This window comes from Providencia sp. PROV130, assembly GCF_028482225.1.
Classification (GTDB): Bacteria; Pseudomonadota; Gammaproteobacteria; order Enterobacterales; family Enterobacteriaceae; genus Providencia; species Providencia rettgeri.
This window is the reverse complement of record NZ_JAMPQC010000010.1, coordinates 138,689-161,901: the sequence shown is the minus strand read 5'-3', so window position 1 is coordinate 161,901 and position 23,213 is coordinate 138,689. Positions and strand designations below refer to the sequence as shown.

Sequence of the window (23,213 nt, the reverse complement as noted above, 5' to 3'; positions counted from 1 at the left end):
AAAAAGGTAGAATAGACAGATAAAAACAATAATAAGGCATTAATTGTATACATTTAATTCAATATATAAAAAATAAAGCCAGTCAATTAGTTTACTGGCTTTATTAATAGCATTTGATTTGAATAAATATTAGCAAGCAAATTCAGCTATCGTTTTCTCGTCCATGCGGTAACGAACCCACTCATCCTGTGGTTGCGCACCTATACTTTTATAGAAATCAATTGCTGGCTGATTCCAATCAAGAACGCTCCATTCCAGACGCTGGCATTTTCGCTCCACAGCCAATTTTGCAATATGTTTCAATAGTTTTTTCCCGGCTCCTGCCCCTCTAAAATTAGGGGATACATATAAATCCTCTAAATAAATGCCACTATTACCTAACCATGTTGAATAGCTTGTAAAGAATACGGCATACCCTGCAGGGTGCCCATCGACATAACAAATCAATGCTTCAGTGCTTGAATTTTCATCGAATAAGGAATTTTCGATATCAGCAACTGTTGCTTTCACTTCATGACGTGCTTTTTCGTAATCCGCAAGTTCAATGATCATATCTAATATCAAAGCGGCATCTTGGTGGGTTGCTGACTTTATTTCTACGTTCATTTGGGGCTCTCTTAGCTTTTGAATCCTAATTTTAAACGCTACCAACGAAGAACCCAATTCACAGCAGTATTATTCATTTCTTCGTGCATGATATAAGTATCATTTATATCTGTGGATATACTTAATTTAACAATAATAATTAAACAACGCATTTCTGGACATTGTTTGCCAAAGACTATGTTTGCTATGATTATCTCATGGATTAACTTAACAAATATTAAGGAGGCTAATCTATGCTGTTGTGTGATCTTATTGAATACTCACACTTCTTTGGTAATCGCCAGAGCTCAGGCTTTCACAGTTTTATACTGCGATAACCCTGCCTGAGCGAAGCCACTAAAGAAAATCTTCCCTCAGCTTACTGGGTTGTCGTGACGACTATACCCTGGCATTTTTATGCCTAAAATTTGAGTAAGCTATGAGCACTTTATTAACTGTAAAATCACTAAATTACGATACTTCAACCTCGACTTTATTGAATGATATCTCTTTTACCGTTCAACAAGGCGACCGTATTGGTTTAATTGGCCATAACGGAAGCGGAAAAAGTACATTATTGAAGCTAATAACCCAGCAGTTGTCCCCTAATAATGGCAGTATTACTTATGCGAATCACTGCGTTACTGCTTATATTGAACAACATTTACCCGATAATATTGCTTCCTTGACACTGCTTGATGCACTAGTTCAAAAATTACCTGAACAAGACAAAGTCACTGAACGCTGGCGGGCTGAAGTTTTATTATCAGAATTAGGTTTTACACCTGAACAGTGGGAACAAAAAGCTAATGCCATCAGTGGAGGGCAACATACTCGTTTGCTTCTAGGTCGTGCTTTAATTGAGCAACCCGATTTACTACTACTTGATGAACCGAGTAATCATTTAGATTTACCCACACTTATTTGGTTAGGTAATTTCTTACAGTCATGGAAAGGCAGTTTCGTACTCGTGTCTCATGACCAGTCATTATTAGATAAGGTGAGTAACTGCACTTGGATTTTACGAGATAAATCACTGCATTTTTATCGGTTACCTTGCAGTGCAGCACGGCAAGCATTAAGTGAAAAAGACATCACTGATGCACGTCGTAATCAAGCCGAGCAAAAAGAAATTGACCGTATTGCATCAAGTGCTAAGCGCTTAGCTATTTGGGGACATGTGTATGACAATGAAGCCTTATCACGCAAAGCTAAGCAGATGGAAAAACATATTGACCGGCTTAAAGATGCCCAAACTGAGTTAACTGAAGGCTATCAATGGAAGCTTGCTTTAAATGGCAAAGCCATTCCTGCAGATAGAGTTTTAGAGTTGGAAAACACCGTTGTTTCAACACCGAATGGAAATCAGTTGTTTAAAACGGCATTTCATCAAGTGAAAAGTGGTGATCGTATCGCTATCATGGGCGCTAATGGCTGTGGTAAGTCAACACTATTACGCCTACTTTGGCAATGTTATCAACAAGATTTGCGCTATAGCTCGCAATTGAAGTTTCACCCAGCAATCAGTGCTGGTTATTATGACCAACAATTAGAGCAGCTAAATGATAATGATAGCCTACTAGAGGCACTACGTCATTTTGCTCCCTTAACCGATGAACAACGAAAAATGGCCTTAATTGGCGCTGGTTTTGCTTATACACGCCATCAACAGAAAGTAGCGGCACTAAGTGGTGGAGAACGCGCTAGGTTATTGTTTATTGGTTTAAGTTTAGCTCAGTACGAGTTGATTTTATTGGACGAGCCTACCAATCACCTTGATCTAGAAGGCAAGGAAGCGCTTTGTGAGCAAATTAGCTTATTTTCTGGGGCATTATTGGTTGTAAGCCATGATAAATGGCTCATTGAAAATAGCTGCCAACGCTTCTGGTTTATCGATGATAATCGGCTAGAGGAATACCTTAATGTTGATGATATTTATCATAAAATCGAGCTGCAATCCCAGTCATTATTAACGCCTACATTTGGGAGAGATGTCTCTGTTAAATCGGCGATTAAAATTTCTTGTGAGGAAACTGCTCATGAAGATGAGCTACTAGAAACATTGCTGATATTAGAGCAAAAGTTACTTGCGGATCAAAAACGCAAACTAAGCCACCAAAAACCACAGTTACAACAACAGTGGATAAATGAAATAGCCCAAATACACGCTAAATTGGGCTTATAACCGATACCCCCTGATGACGTTAAGTGATCAGGGGACCTTCTTAATAAGCCGTATACAGATATAGGATGATAGTTACAGTTTACAAAATAATTATATGTACCCTAAAATTTACCTTATTGACGAAATAATAGAAAATTAAGTACCGTTATTCATCAATAATGAAAATAATTGCGTTTATTCTTTATGCCTTTCATGTGAATAAAGATTTTGTAAACTATCCAAATTGTTATTTTATTTTTTGTTTTTTAGCTCGCTTAAAATATGACGTTGGGACATTAGGACAAACAACTTCTTTAAACTTAACATCTTTATTCGTCTTCACAGGCGGTTCATTTTCAGAAGTAACCGGGGCGTTGCTCTGTGGTATTTTGCTTGTTTCTTTCATATATAAATGCTCTTTTGCTCGTATAATATCATTCGTTTTAGCCATTTGATTTTCCTTCTGCCACTAACACTGCATTGACTTGCTCAATTCGTTCCACTGCGCAGTTAATGATCTCAACGACTCTTGTTGTCTCTTCTTTTGTCAACTGTTGTATCACGATTTGGTGTCTCAACAATGACTTAAATTTATCTACAGCACATTCAATTTCATTAGCAAATTGATTGCCTGCTTTTAATTCCTGTGCATATTTTAATTTTAGTTGAACTTCTGCCAGTATTTCAGCTTTGAGTAATAAAAAACAGCGGCCTTCTGGAGTAATCACATAACACTTGCGCCCTTTTCCATTATCTTTACCCGCTGAAATAAACCCTAACTCCTCTAATAATGTTAGAGTCGGATAAATCACACCCGGACTTGGACAATAAAAACCTGCCGTTTCTTCTGCAATTTTTTTTATTAACTCATAACCATAATTAATTCCCCCTGTCAGTAAATGTAGGATATAAATCCTTAACTGTTTAGGGTTAAACATACGACTGACGCTTTTACCGTTACACAAACACGGGTCTAGTTGTTGTTCACTGGCCATTAAAATTCTCAGGGTTATTCATTCTAAAACCGATATATCTAATATAATAGTTACTTTTGCAGAAAATGCCAGCTTTAGATATATCTGTTTTGTGCATAACGTGCTAATGATAATCATTCTTATATGGATTATACCGACTAAATGTCGATACAACAGTAAAAAATGTGCGGTAAATTGTCTAACTGAGTAAATTATGCAGTAAATTTGAGAAAAGCTTTTAGGAAAGGAACAAACCAGCCATCAAGAGACAGCTGGCAAGTAAACTATTTATTAACCAATATTAGGTAATATGTTGAAAACAATCCCTAACTGAACACCAATGACTATAATGCCACAAATAAATACCAATGATAGACCTAATCCACCACCCAATACTTGATATTTCTGTGGGTTCAATGCCCTTGATTTAAATGCCATTGCACTAGGTAGTAATAAAGCTAGTATTGAAAGTGCAATTGCGGCATACCCTAACGCCATCACAAACCCTTTAGGATAAAATAAAGCAAAAACTAACGGTGGTCCAAAGGTTAGTAAACCTGTTTGTAGACGCCCTGAAGCATTATCTTGACGTTTAAATAAGTCTGCTAAAAAGTCAAATAACCCTAAAGCAACCCCAAGGAAAGATGTCGCTAGAGCCAAGCTCATGAACATTTGTGCAATTAACTCTGTTTTTCCTGATTGAGCCACATCCTTAATTGCATCTAATAGTCCATTAAGCCCTGCGTTTTCAGCCAAAATACCAACGAACGTGGTTGTCCCAATACTCCCTAAGGTTGCGATTTGCCATAAAATATAAGCAATCAATGGGATAGCACTTCCGATGATAAAAATAACCCGCAGTTTTTTGACATCCCCTCCCATGTATTTAACGATACTTGGGACGCTACCATGAAAACCAAATGAGGTAAAAAATACCGGTATCGCAGATAAAATGAGAACTTTTTCAGTTGGTGCAGCCAATAAATTTTGTTGCTCAACATGCGGTATCATTAATGCCAATATAATGACTAGAAAAACAATTTTTGCAGCAAATAAAATACGGTTGATAAAATCTACGGATGAAGTCCCGAAACATACAACTCCACCACCAATGACGGTAAATACAACAATTCCCATCCAATCGGCCATTTCAATGGCAAAACTACTTTTTAAATTTGAAGTAATGATTTCCCCTGCACCACTGACATAAGCAGCTGTCAGTGCATACATAAGGAACATCATACTGAAACCCGTAATAAATTTGCCACTAGACCCTAAATACCGCTGCGCAACACTACCAATCCCCGTTTCGTGGGATTCATGTTGATAAACCTCGACCAAAAGCAATGCTGTGTAACACATCAATGCCCATAACACTAATAACATAGCCAAGCTAACTAAAAACCCATTACCAGCAGCCGCGATAGGCATAGCTAACATACCTGCGCCAATCGTAGTACCTGCAACAATAAATACACTACCAAGTGTGCGATTTTTCATATTGAGATCCTAACAATCAATTAAATATTAATTTTATAATTGGAATGATTTAACTTATTTTCTTCATTAATGAGTTGTTGCAGTTTATCTTCAAAGATATTTTTTAACTCCGCCCAATAGGTTTCAAAGTGTGCCCTATCACGCAAGCAATGCGTCATGATTGCTGCCCGTAGTACATAAATTGACCGCACTTTATGCCATTCATTATCAGAGAATTGTGCATCTCGACATAAATTCAATGGATTATCACCATACTCGTCATAAGTTAGCGAAGTTGATGAGGTGAGAAAATCATTAGAATAACTCCGACCTGCAGCATAAGAGCATAATTCATATAGCCGCTTATTTAGCTGATTTTGCTTTTCTAAAGAGGTGTTCCCGATTTCGCGAAACATAAAGTTAATCATGTGAAAATCAGGCGTAGGCATCGCTATAATTGAAAATTGACGCTCATCAATAATGAAAGGCTCACATTGATTAATTTTGTCAATCATCCAATTAGCTGTGATGATCCCTGCGGCAATCACTTTTCCATACCCTAAAACATTTAATGGGACTAAGCGGTGTGCAGCCCATACCGCTGCGGCGGTTGCGCCCGCTTTTGATCCTTCCATGATGGAAGAGCCAAGTAATACATTTTGCGTTTTTTCTGCTTTACGCTGTTTTTCTTGCACTTCTTCAAATACATAAGCGGCATGGTAAGAAACCAAATCTACAATTCGCTTATCTTTCATACAAATTGCCCCCGCCGCATACGGAATAAACCCCACTTTATGAGGGTCAACGGTAATAGAATCAGCTTGGCTTAATGCTTTAAAACTTTCATACACATCGCGTTTTGGCCACACCATATTTTCAGGGAAAAGTCCTTCACTATGATACCGTTGGATTAAATTCTCATACTCCATAAATTGATTTTCTTCATCACGAAACATCGCACAAGCGTATCCCGCATAAGCAGCATCGATATGCACATAAAAAGAAACACCAAAACGTTGCTCACATTCACGTCGTAGCTCAATGACTTCTTTGACATTGTCAATTGCGCCAGTTTCTGTGGTTCCCATAACGGCAACGACCGCTAAAATAGGTTCTCCTTGCTCAATCAATGCAAATACGGTTTCACGCATTTTACACACATCCGTTCGATAACTTGCATCAACGGGTAGTTGCACAATATTCTGTTGGCCTAAACCAAGGATATCCATCGCTTTCATCCATGAATAGTGTTTAGACTGAGGAACCAATAACTTACCGAGTTTTCCTTGCTCTATTCCAACGCCACGACAGGTCAAATCACGAATTTCTTCAAAAATTTGCTGTTTCTTTAATTCGTCAATTAAATCTAGAACTGTAGGCACTGAAAGATTGAGCAACTCTTTTTCTGTTTTCCCCTTTAGTAGGTATTGGGATTTTGGATGCTGCATAATCGCCAACGGTAGTGTTTTAATATTTCTAGCTACCCATAATCCTTCATAATTAGCTACCGTTCCACCAGATGTAATGTGCCCCCAAGCATGTTGTACGTCATAACCAAACATGGCACATAAATCTAACCCGGCTTCTATTTCTAAAACGGTTGTCGTTGGTGAGGATTCTTGTGCACAATTATTGGGGTTGTACATCATCGCCATAACATAAGCTAAATTAGAAATCATCAGCGTATCTGCATTCATATGGCCCATATAACGTGGAGAGAACCATGGAACTGATGTTGTTTTTAATTTTGAAGAGAGTTGATTAAGAATACCTTCTGTACGATATAACGTATCTCGGTATTCAGGGGCATAGCGGTCAACGGTAGAGATAAGATCAGGGTCTTCTGGATGATAGCTAGAGCGCCAATGCATGTGTTCACTGACTGAATATTCCATCATTTCTTTGAAAAAGACAGCATTTTCAGATTTAGGACCTAAAAACAATGCATCTACATTCATCTTTGCATTTTTAAAATTATTCATCATTACTACACCTTCAAACTGCAATTAGCAGCCGCTAGTTGCATTTAAGTCACTTAACTTAATATCATTGGAAAGTGCATAACGGGCTGTGTTTACATAAAAGATATCAATATATTAATGATATACATTTAAAAATATCATTTGAGGATTAATTATTGATAAACAAACCGTTAATGGCCAACTTATTTATAGATATAATCTATTTTTATTAAATTATTAACAAACCAATTGGAATTTCATTCTAATTTGTGGGCGAGCACAAAAAATCAAAATTTAGTTAACTGTAAAGAGATATTTACGCTAAAAAGACTTGATTATGTAAATTGTTTGTTATAAACGGACTGGTTTTTATTATTATAAAAATATCGTAACACAACAATAAAAACCAGATTAAAAAATTATAGTCAATTGTTTATTAGGATAATTTTACCAGTAAGGTCACCTGATTCCATATACTCATGAGCGTCTTTTACCTGGGTTAAAGGGTAGATTTTGTTAACAATAGGTTTAATTTCACCTTTTTGTAACATCCCCCAAACTTGTTCTTTGAGCTCTTGAGCGATCAAAACTTTTTCTTCAATAGTTCGAGAGCGCATTGTTGATCCCGTATGAGTTAATCTTTTTACCATTAAAGGCATCATATTTAACTCTTTAGGGTTACCTTTCATCATCCCAATCTGGATAATGCGCCCAAACTTAGCAGCAACTTGATAATTTTTTACAACATAATCGCCACCGATAATATCCACGACCATATCTACACCTCGAGAAGAGGTATAATTGAGCGTAGCCTCAACAAAATCATCTTTTCTATAGTTAACAGCACAATCTGCACCTAACGATTTTGCAACTTCAGCCTTATTCTCAGAACCGACAGTGGTAATCACTGTTGCGCCAAACGCTTTCGCTAACATAATCGCCACACTACCAATACCCGATGTTCCCCCGTGAATAAGCACTGTTTCGTCTTTTTTTAACTTGCCAATTTGAAAAACATTTGCCCAAACAGTAAAAAAGTTTTCAGGTATTGCCGCCCCCTCGATAAAAGATAAATTCCCTAACGGTAAGGCGATGTGCTTATGCACTAGACAATATTCCGCATAACCGCCCCCAGCAACCAGCCCACAAACTTTATCACCTAACTGCCATTCCTCTACATCATCCGCCTTGCCTACAATAGTTCCTGCAATTTCAAGCCCCATAATCGGTGAAGCATCAGCCGGTGGAGGATAAGATCCCTTACGCTGAAAAATATCAGGGCGATTAACGCCCGCAGCTTCCACCTTAACAAGTAAATACCCTGCAGAAATTCTAGGTAACGGTTCATCAATTAATCGCAGCTTTTCTGACCCACCAGGTTCTATAATGTCAACAACTGTCATCGAAGTGGGTAAAGACTGTTGAGTAAGTGTCATTATAATCTCCTTATTGAGGTTAATTTGAAAAATTGATATTCATAAATTTATTTTCGTGTTAAATTAATGCTAATTAGTTTAATATTTCGTGCTCAAGCACTATAATTTTAAGTATTAATTACAATAGTGATATCTATCATCTTTTTATCGTTTAGAGGATAAAATTTAATCTATATCAAATTTTATATTTAGTAATCTTCTTTAATTTAGCATTAATATCTAAATTCACTAATTTCTTGCATGTTCTCTGATTGGCTTTTTTGTTTATTAAGTCGATTCTGTCATACATTACTACTTACCAGTTGCATTATCTTATGTTAAAATTGACTCATATCAATAATTTTAACTTGATTGAGCCTTAAATATGATCCCAGAAAAAAGAGTTGTTCGTCGCATCCAGTCTGGTGGTTGTGCTATTCATTGCCAGGACTGCAGTATTAGCCAACTTTGCATTCCTTTTACGCTGAATGAACATGAACTGGATCAACTTGATAATATCATCGAACGCAAGAAACCAATTCAAAAAGGCCAAGCTTTGTTTAAAGCGGGCGATGAGTTGCGTTCATTATATGCCATCCGCTCAGGTACAATAAAAAGCTATACAATAACCGAAGAAGGCGATGAGCAAATTACCGGTTTTCATTTAGCTGGAGACCTTGTTGGTTTTGATGCCATCATTCATACACAGCACCCAAGTTTTGCACAAGCACTTGAAACATCAATGGTTTGTGAAATACCTTTTGAAACCTTAGATGATTTATCAGGCAAAATGCCTAATTTACGTCAGCAAATTATGCGTTTAATGAGCGGTGAAATTAAAGGTGATCAAGAAATGATCCTTTTATTATCTAAGAAAAATGCGGAAGAACGTTTAGCTGCATTTATTCTTAACCTCTCACACCGCTTTGCGGAACGTGGTTTTTCACCAAGAGAATTTAGATTGACCATGACTCGTGGAGATATTGGTAACTATCTTGGATTAACCGTTGAAACCATCAGCCGCTTATTAGGCCGCTTTCAAAAAAGTGGCATGTTGAGTGTTAAAGGCAAGTATATCACTATCGAAGATATGGCTAAACTGACTGATATTGCTGGTAAAGTTTCAGCAATTACATGCTAATATCCCTAAACGGATCACGTTATCAGTGATCCGTTTTTATTTTTTTCCCCAGATTTCTTGCCTATTTAATCTCAATATCATAGTTTATCTATATGGAAATATCCGTGTATCGAGAGGATTTCAATATGGCAAACTATAAAAACCTGCTAGTTGCAATTGACCCAAATCAGGATGATCAGCCTGCATTAAGACGTGCTGTCTACATCGTGCAGCGTAATGGTGGACGGATAAAAGCGTTTTTGCCTATCTACGACCTTTCCTATGACATGACAACATTACTGTCTCCTGAAGAGCGTAATGCCATGCGTAAAGGTGTAATAAGCCAAAAAGCAGCGTGGATCAAACAACAAGCTCATTTTTATCTTGAAGCGGGCATTGATATTGAAATTAAAGTTATTTGGCACAACAAGCCATATGAGGCCATTATTCAGGAAGTTATCAGTGGTGAACATGACTTATTACTGAAAATGGCACACCAAACCGATAATTTCGAGTCAATTATTTTTACCCCGTTAGACTGGCACTTACTCCGAAAATGCCCTGCTCCCGTCTGGATGGTGAAAGATAAAGTCTGGCCAGACCATGGTTCCGTGGTTGTTGCCGTTAATTTATCAAATGAGGAATCTTATCACGATGACCTCAATATCAAATTGGTCGAAAAAACAAAAGACTTAGCAACACGCATTATTAAAGAACAGGAAATTCATTTAGTAAGCGCATATCCTGTTGCGCCAATGAATATTGCCATAGAGTTGCCCGATTTCGACCCGAGCTTATATAACAACGCACTACGTGGCCAGCATTTAATTGCGATGAAAGAGCTACGGCAAAAATTTGGGATTGATGAAAGGTACACCCATGTCCGTGAAGGCCTACCTGAAAAAATTATTCCTGACATGTGTGAAGAATTACATGCAGGGGTTGTGGTACTGGGTATTTTAGGCCGTACAGGGATTTCAGCTGCCTTTTTGGGAAATACCGCAGAGCATGTCATCGATAAGCTAAAATGTGATTTATTAGCGATTAAACCTGACGGTTTTGTCTGCCCTATCACCCCTGCTGATGAAGATTAATTAATCATTTAAAAATTGCTCCCTCTAATTCACTAGGGGAGCAATTCAATCCTGATTCTGTTTATGTTGGTTGGAATTAAGTACTGGCCAAACCTGCATAGCATTAAAAATAACTTGATTTAGCCTTTCAAGTTCAATTCCATCACATGCTTGTATGGTAAAACCATCAATTACCGTGATATAAAAATCAACGATAGCTTCAATCGGTGCATCTGGAGCAACATCGCCATCAGCAATACCTTTACGCATACGCTCCAGTAGAATCTCTTGATAACTCTTCCGTTTTTCTTGGACGTTTAATTGTACATCTTCGATTTGCTTCGCCCCATTCATTGCTGCAGTAATCAACATACAACCTGCAGGCTTGTTTGGCTGAATTAGCCTTTTGGCACTTTCATACATCAGTAATTCAATCGCAATTTTCGCCGTTTTAGCTTGCTTTACGATAGACAAAATAGGGCAAGCTTCATTCATCAAATAATAATCAATACATTGATTAAACAACGATGCTTTATCACCAAAAGCACAATAAAGACTAGGTGCAGTGATACCTAGCTCTTGAGTTAAATCGCTAATTGAGGTTGCAACATAGCCATTTCGCCAAAAAAGTAACATGGCTTTAGCTAATGCATCTTGTTGGTCAAAGCCTTTAGGCCGCCCGCGTTTTATTTGATTCATCTTCTCACTTTACTCGCAGTCAACTCACGGTGCCACAACTATTTTATAGTGATCACTATAAAAATAATTGACAGCACCTAAATTAGCATAAAGAATAGCACCATAATTTTATAGCGGTCACTATAAAATTATTCTTTTTGGTAAATAACTCAATTTTCATGGAAAGCAAATGACAACAACTCATTTTTCTTCGCACAATGGTAACTGGCTTTCACTATTATCTGCAACTTTTGCTTGCTTTATTATTGTTACTGGTGAATTTTTAGCGATAAGCGTCCTGAATAATATCGCTTATGATTTCCAAATATCAACAGGTACCGCAGGACTTACCGTGACAGTCACATCTATCGCAGGTATGGCATCCTCCCTATTTGTTCCCATTTATGCAAAAAATATCGATAGACGCCAAGTATTACTTTTCTTAGTTGCTCTCATGATTTTAGCCAATGCAATTACGGCTTTCGCTTCTAGTTTTAGTTTAGTTTTATTAGGCCGTTTCGCATTAGGAATTGCATTGGGGGGTTTTTGGGGGGTTGCTGCTGGCTTAGTCGTACGCTTAGCACCTAAAAACATGTCAATCACCACATCCGTAACAATATTTTTTTCGGCGGTCACATTAGTCACCGTACTCGGCGTACCTTTAGGTGCTTGGCTATCTGATAACTATGGTTGGAGAACCCCTTATATTGCATTAGTTATTGCAGGCGCCATCGCATTTTTTATGCAGTATTTTTCTTTACCATCATTAAAACCGTCCTCATCTATGCAATGGAAAGAGTTATTATTGATGCCCTCGCACCCTATTGCACGTAAGGGGTTAGTTATATTCACATTGATTTTTTTAGCGCATTTCTCTGCCTATAATTATTTTACAGTGTTCTTTAAACACACCGCAGGTTTTATCGAGGGGCAAATTTCAGCATTATTACTCTTTTTTGGGGTGGCCAGCGTCGTTGGCAATATACTGGCGGGCTATGTCGGAAAACATAATGTTCGTTATAATTTTGCAATTAGTGCGCTTTTATTAGCCTTAGCTTTTCTCGCATTATCCGTTTTAGATTTTAATTGGGCGACCAGTATCATATTTGTTTTTTCATGGGGAATTGCTGCAGGTATGGTTCCTGCAACAATCAACATGTGGATGCACGTTCATGTTCCAGAATTAACCGAAAAAGGTTCAGCCTTAATTACCTTTATGTTTTTAATTTTAATTACTATTGGTAGCTTAGTGGGAGGATATGTCATGGATAATTTCAATGGCGGAGTTCTCATGATGAGCATGCTCACAATATCAACACTCGCGTTTTTATTAGTGTTTACCTTTGCTCGCGGGCTAACCAATTGCGCTAGATTTTGCATCAAATGATACGTTTATAAAATTACATCACATAAATTGATTTAGCTCTTAAATGTCAAGAAGGGGTGACTGGTATTAGCCAATCACCCCTTCTTACTTTATTGCTAATTTTGAAGTAAATTAACGATTCATTAAATTACAATGCACGTAAGATTGCATCAACGCTATCTTTCGCATCACCAAACAACATTTGTGTATTCTCTTTGAAGAATAACGGGTTTTGTACCCCAGCGTAGCCTGTATTCATTGAGCGTTTAAATACAATAACATTGCTTGCTTTCCAAACTTCAAGAACAGGCATCCCCGCAATTGGGCTGTTTGGATCTTCTTGAGCCGCTGGGTTAACCGTATCATTAGCACCAATAACCAGAACGGTATCAGTATCAGAGAAATCATCATTAATTTCATCCATTTCCAATACGACATCGTAAGGTACTTTGGCCTCTGCTAATAATACGTTCATGTGTCCAGGTAAGCGCCCTGCTACAGGGTGAATACCAAACCGCACCTTGATACCACGTTCACGTAGTTTAGTGGTGATATCTGCAACAGGGTATTGTGCTTGTGCAACCGCCATACCATAGCCTGGAGTGATAATCACCGATGTTGAATTTTTCAACATTTCAGCGACTTCTTCTGCAGTACTTTCACGGTACTCACCCATTTCTTCTTCAGTACCCGTTGAAGAGCCATCTGTACCGAAGCCTCCCGCAATGACACTAATGAATGAACGATTCATCGCCTTACACATAATATAAGACAGAATCGCACCTGAAGAACCGACCAACGCCCCTGTGACGATCAACAAGTCATTGCTTAACATGAAACCTGCCGCTGCAGCAGCCCAACCTGAATAAGAATTCAGCATTGAAACAACCACAGGCATATCCGCCCCACCAATTGATGCCACTAAATGCCAGCCAAAAGCTAAAGCAATCGCAGTCATGATTAGCATCAAGAAGACTTGTAAGCCCACACTTTCTGTTTTAACGAAAATCACTAACAAAATAAATGAAACAACTAACGCTGCTAAATTCAGTTTATGGCGATTAGGTAACATCATCGGTTTTGATGACATTTTTCCTGATAATTTACCATAAGCGACCACTGAGCCGGTGAAGGTAACCGCACCAATGAAGATCCCTAAGAAAACTTCAGTTAAATGAATGTTTTCCATCACAACATCAGCGTGTCCTTCACTTGCGATAAAACTGTTGAAACCAACCAGCACTGCTGCTAAACCGACAAAACTATGTAAAATAGCCACCAGCTCAGGCATTTCTGTCATTTCAACTTTTTTCGCTAAGCGAATACCAATCACTGCACCAATAACCATCGCAACGATCATCCAGCCCACATTAGCACTGTGAGGACCTAAAATCGTGGCTACCAATGCAATAGCCATCCCGATGATGCCGTAAGTATTCCCTCGTTGGGAGCTTTCATGACGGGATAGCCCCGCAAGGCTGAAAATAAATAGGATAGCAGCAACTATGTAAGCTGCTGTCACAATTCCACTCGACAACATAAGTTACCCCTTACCCTTTACGAAACATTTTTAACATGCGTTGGGTTACAGTGAACCCACCAAAAATATTGATGCTGGCGATCAATATGGCGATAAAGGATAAGAAGCTTACCCAGCCACCGCTTCCAATCTGGAGCAAGGCCCCAACGACAATGATCCCTGAAATAGCATTCGTGACTGACATTAACGGCGTATGCAATGCATGAGTGACATTCCAAACCACGTAATAACCGACCACACAAGCTAATGCAAATACCGTAAAGTGTGATAAAAACTCTTTTGGTGCTGAATTAGCGAACCAACCAAACAAGATGATAGCTAATGCCATCAAGCCATATTTCAGCGTCGGTGACATCTTTTTCTCAGGCGCTTTAACTTTTTCAACCGCTTGCGGTTTCGCCTGCGGTTGAGCAGATACCTGAATTGGGGGGGCTGGCCAAGTGATTTCACCTTGCTTAATCACTGTGACCCCGCGAATAACCAGATCGTCAAAATCAATGTTGATTTCACCGTCTTTTTCTTTGCATAGCAGTTTCATCAAGTTAACAAGGTTTGTTCCATATAACTGTGATGATTGAGTTGGCAAACGGCTTGGTAAATCGGTGTAACCAATGATTTTTACACCATTGTCAGTCACAACCAACTTATCAGCTTGGGTTAATTCACAGTTTCCACCGGTTTGCGCCGCTAAGTCGACAACCACACTCCCTGGTTTCATTGATTCAACCATTTCCTTGGTAATCAATTTAGGGGCGGGTTTACCTGGGATCAGTGCCGTAGTCACAATGATATCGACTTCTTTCGCCTGGGCAGCGAACAATTCCATCTCAGCTTTAATAAATGCTTCTGACATCACTTTGGCATAGCCATCGCCACTACCAGCCTCTTCTTTGAAATCTAGCTCAAGGAATTCAGCCCCCATACTCTGAACTTGCTCTTTCACCTCAGGGCGAGTGTCAAAAGCGCGGACAATAGCGCCTAAGCTACCTGCTGCACCAATTGCAGCAAGACCAGCAACCCCAGCACCGATGATCATGACTTTCGCTGGAGGTACTTTACCTGCTGCCGTAATTTGCCCCGTAAAAAAACGGCCAAATTCATGAGCAGCTTCAACAATTGCACGGTAACCTGCAATATTTGCCATTGAACTCAGCGCATCAAGTGACTGGGCACGTGAAATACGTGGCACGGCATCCATCGCCATCACGTTAATTTTCCGAGCTTTTAAAGCGTCCATTAGCTCAGCATTTTGTGCCGGCCAAATGAAACTCACCAGTGTTGCCCCTTCTTTTAACAGAGGAATTTCATCATCCAGTGGCGCGTTGACTTTAAAAACGATATCCGCAGCAAATGCGGTATCACGATCAACGATTTCTGCCCCCGCTTGTTCGTATGCTACATCGTCAAAACTGGCTAAATGGCCCGCATTTTGTTCTACACAGACAGAAAAACCTAACTTAAGAAGTTGAGTTACTGTTGATGGTGTAGCTGCAACACGCGCTTCATTGGCAAGTCTTTCTCTTGGTATACCAATACGCATAATGTTCCCTTTTTAATGCCTAATGTAATGTTGTTAATAGAGTGTTTGCTAAAATAATGACTATCATCACAGAGAAAAGTCTTATTTTGTGCATAAACAGATTTTTAATGTTCTAATAACCTACTGAAAATAAGCTTCTTGATCCATAATTGATCTCGATTCTTAGACAGTAAATGGAATTCGCAGTGAAAATCTTAGTTTTAGGTCAATAAAATACTGGATACTTTAAAAAATCTGGTAAATTTAACTAGTCAATAATTATTTATTTCTCATAAAAAGAAAATCATGAGACAACGGGTTCCGTTACGTGTAATAATCACGTACATGTGATACAACTAAGATTCAGCATGTTTATAATAAATTGCGCAAGGCGGAAGGATTTTGTATGAAGCTGAAAACTACGGTCATCGCAGCCGCGGTGTTATCATTAACTAGTATAACTGCTACTCAGGCGGCTGTTGAATTGACGCCAAAACAGGCTACTGAATTAAAACCTTATGAGCGTATAACAGTTACCGGGCGCTTTAATGCTATTTATGAAGCATCCGATGCAGTCTCCCGTAGGGCTGATAAAATGGGGGCATATGCCTTTTACATTCAAAGCCTTGATGATGTAGGTGATAGCGGCAACATGCGTGTTGTTGCAGATGTCTACGCAAAAGATGCACCAGAAGTTAGTGCACCGAAACGCCGTGTATTCGGTGGTGTTGAGGAAATGTCAAAAACTGACGCAACAGAATATGAGCCTTTTGATACTGTTACGGTAAGCGGTTTTTACCCTTCTCAGCCAGACCTCTATGAGGCTATTGCTAAAAAAGCCCTTGAGAAAAATGCAGCCTCGTTCTATGTGGTTCGTAATATCGCAATGAATGATGGTGGAAACACATTAGCAACAGCTTACATCTATAAGAAAGATGCCCCGAAACGACAAGTACTTAATGAAGACGCAGTGATTCCTGCTGATTCAGAAGCTGGTCGAGCTCTATTAGCTGAAGGCGGTGAAGCAGCTAAAAAAGTACGTATCCCAGGTGTTGCATCTTCTGAAGAGCCAACAAGCGCAGTCGGTCGTTTCTTTGAAACCTCTAGCAGCCAGCCAGGTCGTACTAGTGTGACTCTGCCAAGTGGCTATGTTATTGAAGAAGTGAACAAAACAGCAGCAGCTCAAATGGTTCCATTTGACTCTATTACATTCTCAGGATATTACACCAATACGCCAGAAGTACGTTACCAAATAGCAAAACGTGCTGAAGCTAAAGGGGCTAAATATTTCCATATTACAAGAGAATGGCAATCTAATGGTGGAAGTGTCACTATCAGTGCTGACTTGTTTAAATAACCCAGTATTACGTGATGTTAAAACCAGCCTACTCGGCTGGTTTTTTTGTTTTTATACTTTCTCTTTACGTTATTTATCTTCTTTGGCTCTATTCACTTCCATTCTTTTGAAAAAGTGCATAAAACATCCTTAAAAATGCATACATTGCCATTGCATATCTGTCATTTCGTTCGTAGAATCCACACCCATGAAAACATGCAGTCATTCTATCTGCTTTTTTAATGGCTACTAGTTAAACTAATTATTTCAATGGCATTTTAACGTCATTTTAACTTTTGATTTCTGAACGTTCAGGATTTACTTTGAAAAATACTTTGAGTCTTACCGCACTAACAGCGCTAGTTCTTAGCTCAATGGTTGGCGCCGGTGTTTTTAGTCTCCCTCAAAATATGGCGGAAGTTGCCAGCCCACTCGCATTAATAATTGGTTGGTCAATTACGGGTGTGGGTATCCTCTTTTTGGCATTTGCCTTATTGTTACTTTCCCGTATACGTCCTGACCTTGACGGTGGAATATTTACTTACGCAAAAGTCGGCTTCGGGGAGTTAATTGGTTTTTGTTCAGCCTGGGGGTATTGGCTATGTGCGGTAGTTGCCAATGTGTCTTATCTCGTTATCGTATTCGCTGCAATCAGTTTTTTTACGGATACGCCTGATAACATTATTTTTGGTGATGGGAATACATGGCAAGCTCTAATCGGAGAGTCCATACTTCTCTGGTTTGTTCATTATTTAGTTCTTCGAGGGGTACAGACAGCCGCTGGGATTAATAAACTTGCTACAATGGCAAAATTAGTTCCTCTTGGCTTATTTATTGTATTAGCTTTTTTTGCATTTAAACTTGATATTTTCAATGCAGATTTTAGTGGTATCGAATTTGGCGTTCCGGTTTGGGAACAAGTCAAAGATACTATGCTGATTACACTCTGGGTATTTATTGGTATCGAAGGTGCTGTTGTCGTTTCTGCTAGAGCTAAAAATCGCCGTGATGTTGGCTTAGCAACAATTTTTGCAGTAAGTTCTGCATTAATTATCTACATTCTTGTTACCTTACTTTCCCTCGGTATCATGCCTAGAGCTGAACTCGCAGAAATAAAAAACCCATCCATGGCTCCGCTCATGGTAAATTTAATTGGTTCGAGTGGTGATATTATTATTGCGGCAGGCCTAATTATTTCCGTTTGTGGGGCTTATCTAAGCTGGACTATTATGGCTGCCGAAGTACCTTATATCGCAGCCCAATATCAATCATTCCCTAAAATATTCAACAAATTAAATAAAAATGATGCACCATCATCTTCTTTATGGCTCACCAATGGTGCAGTACAACTCTCTTTGGTTCTTATTTGGCTTAGTGGGAGTAATTACAACACATTGCTTACCATCGCCTCTGAAATGATTTTAGTCCCTTATTTCCTTGTTGGCGCATTTTTAGTAAAAGTAGCTTTTGAACGTCATAATAAAGCATTACTTGCCGTTGGAGCTATTGCCAGCCTTTATGGTTTATGGCTGCTTTATGCATCAGGGTTAATTAATTTGCTATTATCCGTCGTTTTGTATGCTCCAGGTATTTTGGTCTTTTTCTATGCTCGTCAGCAGCAAACCAACCAAATGCCATTAAAAGCGATTGAAAAAATCATGGCATATGCCATTGCGATAGCCGCTATTCCTGCACTCTATTATTTGGTTGCCTAATTTTATGCAAAGGGCTTAATTTTAATAAATAAATTTAAGCCCTAGTTTACTGTAAAATCCTAGTTTCCGGTCGCTTAATAGCCCAATAATTTTCTAGTAATGGCCCCTCTTTCACCATTTTTCTCTCTCTTATTTTAGTGAAAATGACTGTTGTACGAACTCGAAAGTTTATATTTTTAACTCTCCTTTAGTATGTTGTAACTAAATAAGCCAAGATTAACTAAAATAAAAAACGCTTCACATAATCAATATGTGAAGCGCTAATTAGTAAAAAATAATAGTTCTTACAGCTGTTGTGATAAGTGTTCCATCGACTGAATAATGCGCTTATCCGAAATTGGGTATGGTGTTCCAAGCTGTTGGGCAAACAAGCTAACTCGCAGTTCTTCAATCATCCAACGAATTTCTTGAACTTCTAGCATATTTTTCTGAATTGGAGATAATTTAACTAGCCATTGTTGCCACATATTCTGAACATGCTCTACCTTACTCATTTGAGCACGATCTCGGTTAGGGTCAATCGCTAATTTTTCTAATCGCCGCTCTATCCCATTTAAATAACGAAGAATATCAGGTAAGCGCTTCCAACCATGAGTGGTCACAAAACCTTTAAATACCAAATTCGACATTTGTGTTTTTATATCCGATAACGCTATCGCCATCGAAAAATCAACCCGCCCTTTTAGACGTTTATTGATAGCAAACACCGCTGTTAATATTTGTTCAACTTGCTTAGCAATATTAACAACCACATCATTTAATTCTGCACGTGCAAACTCTTTCAGTTTTTCAAACTGCACTTCATCCCATACCGCGCCACCAAAATCAGCAATTATTTGGTCGACGCCACAAGCAATACAGTCATCAATTAACTCTAATACCTTACCATAAGGGTTAAAATACAGACCTAATTTTGATTTATTTGGTAGTTTTTCATGTAGATATTTAATTGGCGATGGAATGTTTAACAGCAATAACCGACGTACTCCGGCCCACATAGCTTGCTGTTGCTCCAATTCGGTTTCAAATACCTTGATACCAACGCTATTTTTCTCATCGACTAACGCAGGATAAGCTTTAACGGAATATCCGCCTCTTTTTTGCTCATAACGTTGAGGCAACTCGCCAAAACTCCAAATATGTAACCCGTGTTGCTCAATGCCGTCATCCACAACTTCAGATAATGTTTCTTGCACTTTTTCTTTTAAGCTATTTTTTAGCTCATCAAGATTTTGCCCTTCTGCAACAGTTTTATTTTTGTCACCTACAACACGATACGTCATTTTTAAATGGGCTGGAAGCTGCGCTAATTGCCATGATTCGCGTTCAACAGTGACACCCGTCATACGGCGTAATTCACGTTCAAGTTTATCCAATACACTGCCTTCAGGCTCTGGCACTCGTTCTAAAAATGCAGAAGCATAATTAGGTGCAGGGACAAAATTTCGTCTAATAGGTTTAGGTAGTGATTTAATTAAAGCAACGATTAGCTCATGACGCAGCCCAGGAACTTGCCAATCAAAGCCAATATTTTGAACCTGATTTAATACAGCAAGAGGTATATGTACCGTCACACCATCAGCATCAGTTCCAGGTTCAAATTGGTAACTCAACCGAAATTTTAAATCCCCTTGATGCCAATAGTTAGGGTAATCAAGAGCTGAAACATTGCTGGCGTCCTCTTTAATCAGCATACTTTTTTCAAAGCTTAACAAGTCAGATTGTTGCTTAGATGCCGTTTTCCACCAATTATCAAAATGACGGGAGGAAATCACATCATTCGGGATACGTTGGTCATAAAATGCAAATAATGTTTCATCATCAACTAAAATGTCACGTCGACGTGATTTATGCTCCAAATCCTCTACTTCTGATAATAATTTCAGATTTTCTTTAAAGAATGCGTGGCGAGTAACCCAATCCCCTTCAACCAAAGCGTGACGAATAAATAACTCACGGCATAGTAATGGGTCTATGTTCCCATAGTTAACCTGCCTTGACGCAACAATAGGTAGCCCATATAGAGTCACTTTTTCGGAGGCCATTACCGCGCCTTCAGATTTTGACCAATGAGGCTCACTATAACTATGTTTAGTTAAATGTTCAGCTAAGGGTTCAACCCACTCAACATCGATGGATGCGGCAATTCTTCCCCATAATTTCGATGTTTCAACAAGTTCCGCAACCATTGCCCATTTTGGTGGTTTTTTAAACAAACCAGAACCCGGAAAAATAGTAAAACGTGCATTCCTAGCCCCAGTGAACTCGTGTTTATCGGTATCTTTTTGACCAATATGTGAAAGTAACCCAGCCAATAACGAAACGTGAATACTTCGAAAATCTGCCTCCGAGCTATTAATGGCAAACCCTTGCTCTTTCACCACTTGCCTCAGTTGGGTATATAAATCTTGCCACTCTCGAATACGTAAATAGTTGAGAAAATCTTGGCGGCACATTTTTCTAAACTGGGCGTTAGAAAGCTGTGTTTGTTGTTCTTTTAAGTAATCCCAAAGATTTAAAAAGGCTAAGAAATCTGATTGCTTATCATGGAAACGACGATGTTTTTCATCAGCAGCTTGCTGCTTATCTAACGGCCTCTCCCTCGGATCTTGAATTGACAATGCAGAAACAATCACCATTGTCTCACGAACTGCACCATGTTTACGTGCTTCAATCACCATCCGAGCAAGTCTTGGGTCAACAGGAAGCTGAGCTAGCTGCCGACCTGTATCTGTCAATTGATAGCCTTTATCTGCCTGTTTGTGGGACTTAATTGCACCTAGCTCTTCCAGTAATTTCACACCATCTTGGATATTACGTTTATCTGGCGCCTCTACAAATGGAAATGCAGAAATATCACCAAGACCAATAGAAGTCATTTGTAATATAACTGATGCTAAATTCGTCCGTAAAATTTCAGGGTCTGTAAACTCTGGGCGTGATAGAAAGTCATCTTCTGAATATAAACGAATACAAATCCCATCGGAAACACGGCCACAGCGCCCTTTACGTTGATTAGCGGAAGCCTGAGAGATAGCTTCAACAGGGAGACGCTGTACTTTTGTACGGTAACTATAACGACTAATACGTGCATAACCGGTATCAATGACATATTTGATACCAGGTACAGTTAATGATGTTTCTGCTACGTTTGTTGCAAGAATGATCCGACGTCCTCCATGAGGATGAAAGATGCGATTTTGCTCACTATTAGAAAGCCTTGCGAATAATGGTAAGATTTCAGTATGACGTAAAGAAAGTTTTGATAACGCATCTGCGGTATCACGAATTTCCCGCTCACCACTCATAAAAATCAATATATCGCCATTACCTTCAACAGATAGCTCATTTACTGCATCTATAATCCCATCTATTTGGTCACGGTCGCTATCGTTCTGATCTCCCATAATAGGACGATAACGGACTTCAACCGGATAGGTACGGCCAGACACTTCAACAATCGGAGCATGATTAAAGTGTTTCGAAAAACGTTCTGGGTCAATAGTTGCTGATGTAATAATAACTTTTAAATCAGGGCGTCTTGGTAATAATTGACGTAAATAACCTAAAATAAAGTCGATATTGAGGCTTCTTTCGTGAGCTTCATCGATGATAATAGTGTCATATTGCAACAGCAATTTGTCATTTTGTAATTCTGCAAGCAAGATACCATCAGTCATCAATTTGACTTGAGTTGTTTCACTCACTTGGTCACTAAATCGCACTTTATAGCCAACATTTGAACCTAATTCACATTCAAGTTCTTGAGCAAGACGAGTCGCGACTGAGCGTGCGGCTAAACGTCTTGGCTGAGTGTGACCTATAAATCCTAGGACCCCTCTGCCAAGTTCTAGACAAATTTTTGGAATTTGGGTGGTCTTTCCGGAGCCCGTTTCACCTGCAACAATAACCACTTGATGCTTTTTAATAGCATCTAAAATAACCTCTTTTTTCTGGCTGACGGGTAAATTATCCGGATACACAATTTTAGGCGCATTTAATCGTTTAATTTCAACTTTTTGTTTGGCCTTTTCAATATCTTTTTTAATAGCGTCAAGTACCGCAGAGCGCGATTTTTCGCTCTGGATCTTTGCAATACCTTGCACTCTTTTCTTTAGTAACCATTGGTCACGTAATGAAGTTTGTCCAATATCAGCGGTTAATGCTGTCAGAATGGATTTCACCTGTTAAATCCTTATCTTTAATAAATTTCAATGCACGCTAGCCAATCCACTTCGCAATTTGTAAGGGCTAAATTTCGTTTTTATTTTTTAATTGTTGTTATCAC

General features: G+C 38.8%; 16 protein-coding genes. 6 read left to right on the top strand and 10 right to left on the bottom strand.

Annotated features, from left to right (window positions below; translation table 11 throughout):
- Window positions 1-129: 129 nt before the first annotated feature.
- Entirely contained in the window at window positions 130-606 is a 477-nt protein-coding gene (locus tag PSF28_RS08105) for a GNAT family N-acetyltransferase (RefSeq protein WP_272684883.1), read from the bottom strand.
- A gap of 418 nt (window positions 607-1,024) precedes the next feature.
- Between PSF28_RS08105 and PSF28_RS08100 the strand changes: the two genes are divergently transcribed.
- Entirely contained in the window at window positions 1,025-2,770 is a 1,746-nt protein-coding gene (locus PSF28_RS08100) for an ABC-F family ATP-binding cassette domain-containing protein (protein ID WP_272684882.1), read from the top strand.
- 226 nt (window positions 2,771-2,996) lie between these two features.
- On the opposite strand, the gene PSF28_RS08095 is transcribed toward PSF28_RS08100, so the two are convergent.
- From PSF28_RS08095 to PSF28_RS08075, 5 genes are all read right to left on the bottom strand, one after another.
- Window positions 2,997-3,200: a DEAD/DEAH box helicase gene (locus PSF28_RS08095; protein WP_272684881.1), complete on the bottom strand. Its 204-nt coding sequence runs from the start codon at window positions 3,198-3,200 to the stop codon at window positions 2,997-2,999.
- A complete protein-coding gene (locus PSF28_RS08090) occupies window positions 3,193-3,744 on the bottom strand; it encodes a PadR family transcriptional regulator (protein WP_210840240.1) in 552 nt (183 codons plus the stop codon). The genes PSF28_RS08095 and PSF28_RS08090 overlap by 8 nt, the downstream gene beginning before the upstream one ends.
- Before the next feature lie 270 nt (window positions 3,745-4,014).
- On the bottom strand, window positions 4,015-5,223 hold the full coding sequence (tyrP, locus tag PSF28_RS08085) for a tyrosine transporter TyrP (RefSeq protein WP_004910783.1): 1,209 nt from the start codon (window positions 5,221-5,223) through the stop codon (window positions 4,015-4,017).
- 20 nt (window positions 5,224-5,243) lie between these two features.
- Window positions 5,244-7,184, bottom strand: coding sequence for a pyridoxal phosphate-dependent decarboxylase family protein (locus PSF28_RS08080; protein ID WP_272684927.1), 1,941 nt, complete (start codon window positions 7,182-7,184; stop codon window positions 5,244-5,246).
- Window positions 7,185-7,588: 404 nt separating this feature from the next.
- Window positions 7,589-8,599: an NAD(P)H-quinone oxidoreductase gene (locus PSF28_RS08075; RefSeq protein ID WP_210838493.1), complete on the bottom strand. Its 1,011-nt coding sequence runs from the start codon at window positions 8,597-8,599 to the stop codon at window positions 7,589-7,591.
- A gap of 364 nt (window positions 8,600-8,963) precedes the next feature.
- On the opposite strand from PSF28_RS08075, the gene PSF28_RS08070 reads away from it, so the two are divergent.
- Both PSF28_RS08070 and uspE read left to right on the top strand, forming a co-directional pair.
- Window positions 8,964-9,719 carry an FNR family transcription factor gene (locus tag PSF28_RS08070; RefSeq protein ID WP_004254821.1) on the top strand — a complete coding sequence of 252 codons (756 nt, stop codon included), beginning with the start codon at window positions 8,964-8,966 and terminating at the stop codon, window positions 9,717-9,719.
- Between the two features lie 125 nt (window positions 9,720-9,844).
- Window positions 9,845-10,792: a universal stress protein UspE gene (uspE, locus tag PSF28_RS08065; protein WP_210838495.1), complete on the top strand. Its 948-nt coding sequence runs from the start codon at window positions 9,845-9,847 to the stop codon at window positions 10,790-10,792.
- Between the two features lie 45 nt (window positions 10,793-10,837).
- Here the strand turns inward: uspE and PSF28_RS08060 are convergent, their stop codons facing one another.
- Window positions 10,838-11,470 carry a TetR/AcrR family transcriptional regulator gene (locus PSF28_RS08060; protein WP_210838497.1) on the bottom strand — a complete coding sequence of 211 codons (633 nt, stop codon included), beginning with the start codon at window positions 11,468-11,470 and terminating at the stop codon, window positions 10,838-10,840.
- Between the two features lie 169 nt (window positions 11,471-11,639).
- On the opposite strand from PSF28_RS08060, the gene PSF28_RS08055 reads away from it, so the two are divergent.
- A complete protein-coding gene (locus PSF28_RS08055) occupies window positions 11,640-12,836 on the top strand; it encodes an MFS transporter (RefSeq protein WP_210838499.1) in 1,197 nt (398 codons plus the stop codon).
- Window positions 12,837-12,963: 127 nt separating this feature from the next.
- On the opposite strand, the gene pntB is transcribed toward PSF28_RS08055, so the two are convergent.
- Together pntB and pntA are read right to left on the bottom strand one after the other, a co-directional pair.
- On the bottom strand, window positions 12,964-14,352 hold the full coding sequence (gene pntB, locus PSF28_RS08050) for a Re/Si-specific NAD(P)(+) transhydrogenase subunit beta (RefSeq protein WP_210838514.1): 1,389 nt from the start codon (window positions 14,350-14,352) through the stop codon (window positions 12,964-12,966).
- A gap of 13 nt (window positions 14,353-14,365) precedes the next feature.
- Window positions 14,366-15,895 (bottom strand): Re/Si-specific NAD(P)(+) transhydrogenase subunit alpha, encoded by a 1,530-nt coding sequence (pntA, locus tag PSF28_RS08045; protein WP_210838501.1) that lies wholly within the window; start codon window positions 15,893-15,895, stop codon window positions 14,366-14,368.
- 385 nt (window positions 15,896-16,280) lie between these two features.
- Here pntA and ydgH point away from each other — a divergent pair, with 385 nt between their 5' ends.
- On the top strand, window positions 16,281-17,231 hold the full coding sequence (gene ydgH / locus PSF28_RS08040; RefSeq protein WP_210838503.1) for a DUF1471 family protein YdgH: 951 nt from the start codon (window positions 16,281-16,283) through the stop codon (window positions 17,229-17,231).
- A 353-nt stretch (window positions 17,232-17,584) separates the two neighbouring features.
- Window positions 17,585-18,925, top strand: a complete 1,341-nt coding sequence (locus PSF28_RS08035) for a basic amino acid/polyamine antiporter (protein ID WP_371031719.1) — start codon at window positions 17,585-17,587, stop codon at window positions 18,923-18,925.
- Between the two features lie 284 nt (window positions 18,926-19,209).
- On the opposite strand, the gene hrpA is transcribed toward PSF28_RS08035, so the two are convergent.
- Window positions 19,210-23,109, bottom strand: coding sequence for an ATP-dependent RNA helicase HrpA (gene hrpA, locus PSF28_RS08030; protein ID WP_272684880.1), 3,900 nt, complete (start codon window positions 23,107-23,109; stop codon window positions 19,210-19,212).
- Between the last annotated feature and the right edge of the window lie 104 nt (window positions 23,110-23,213).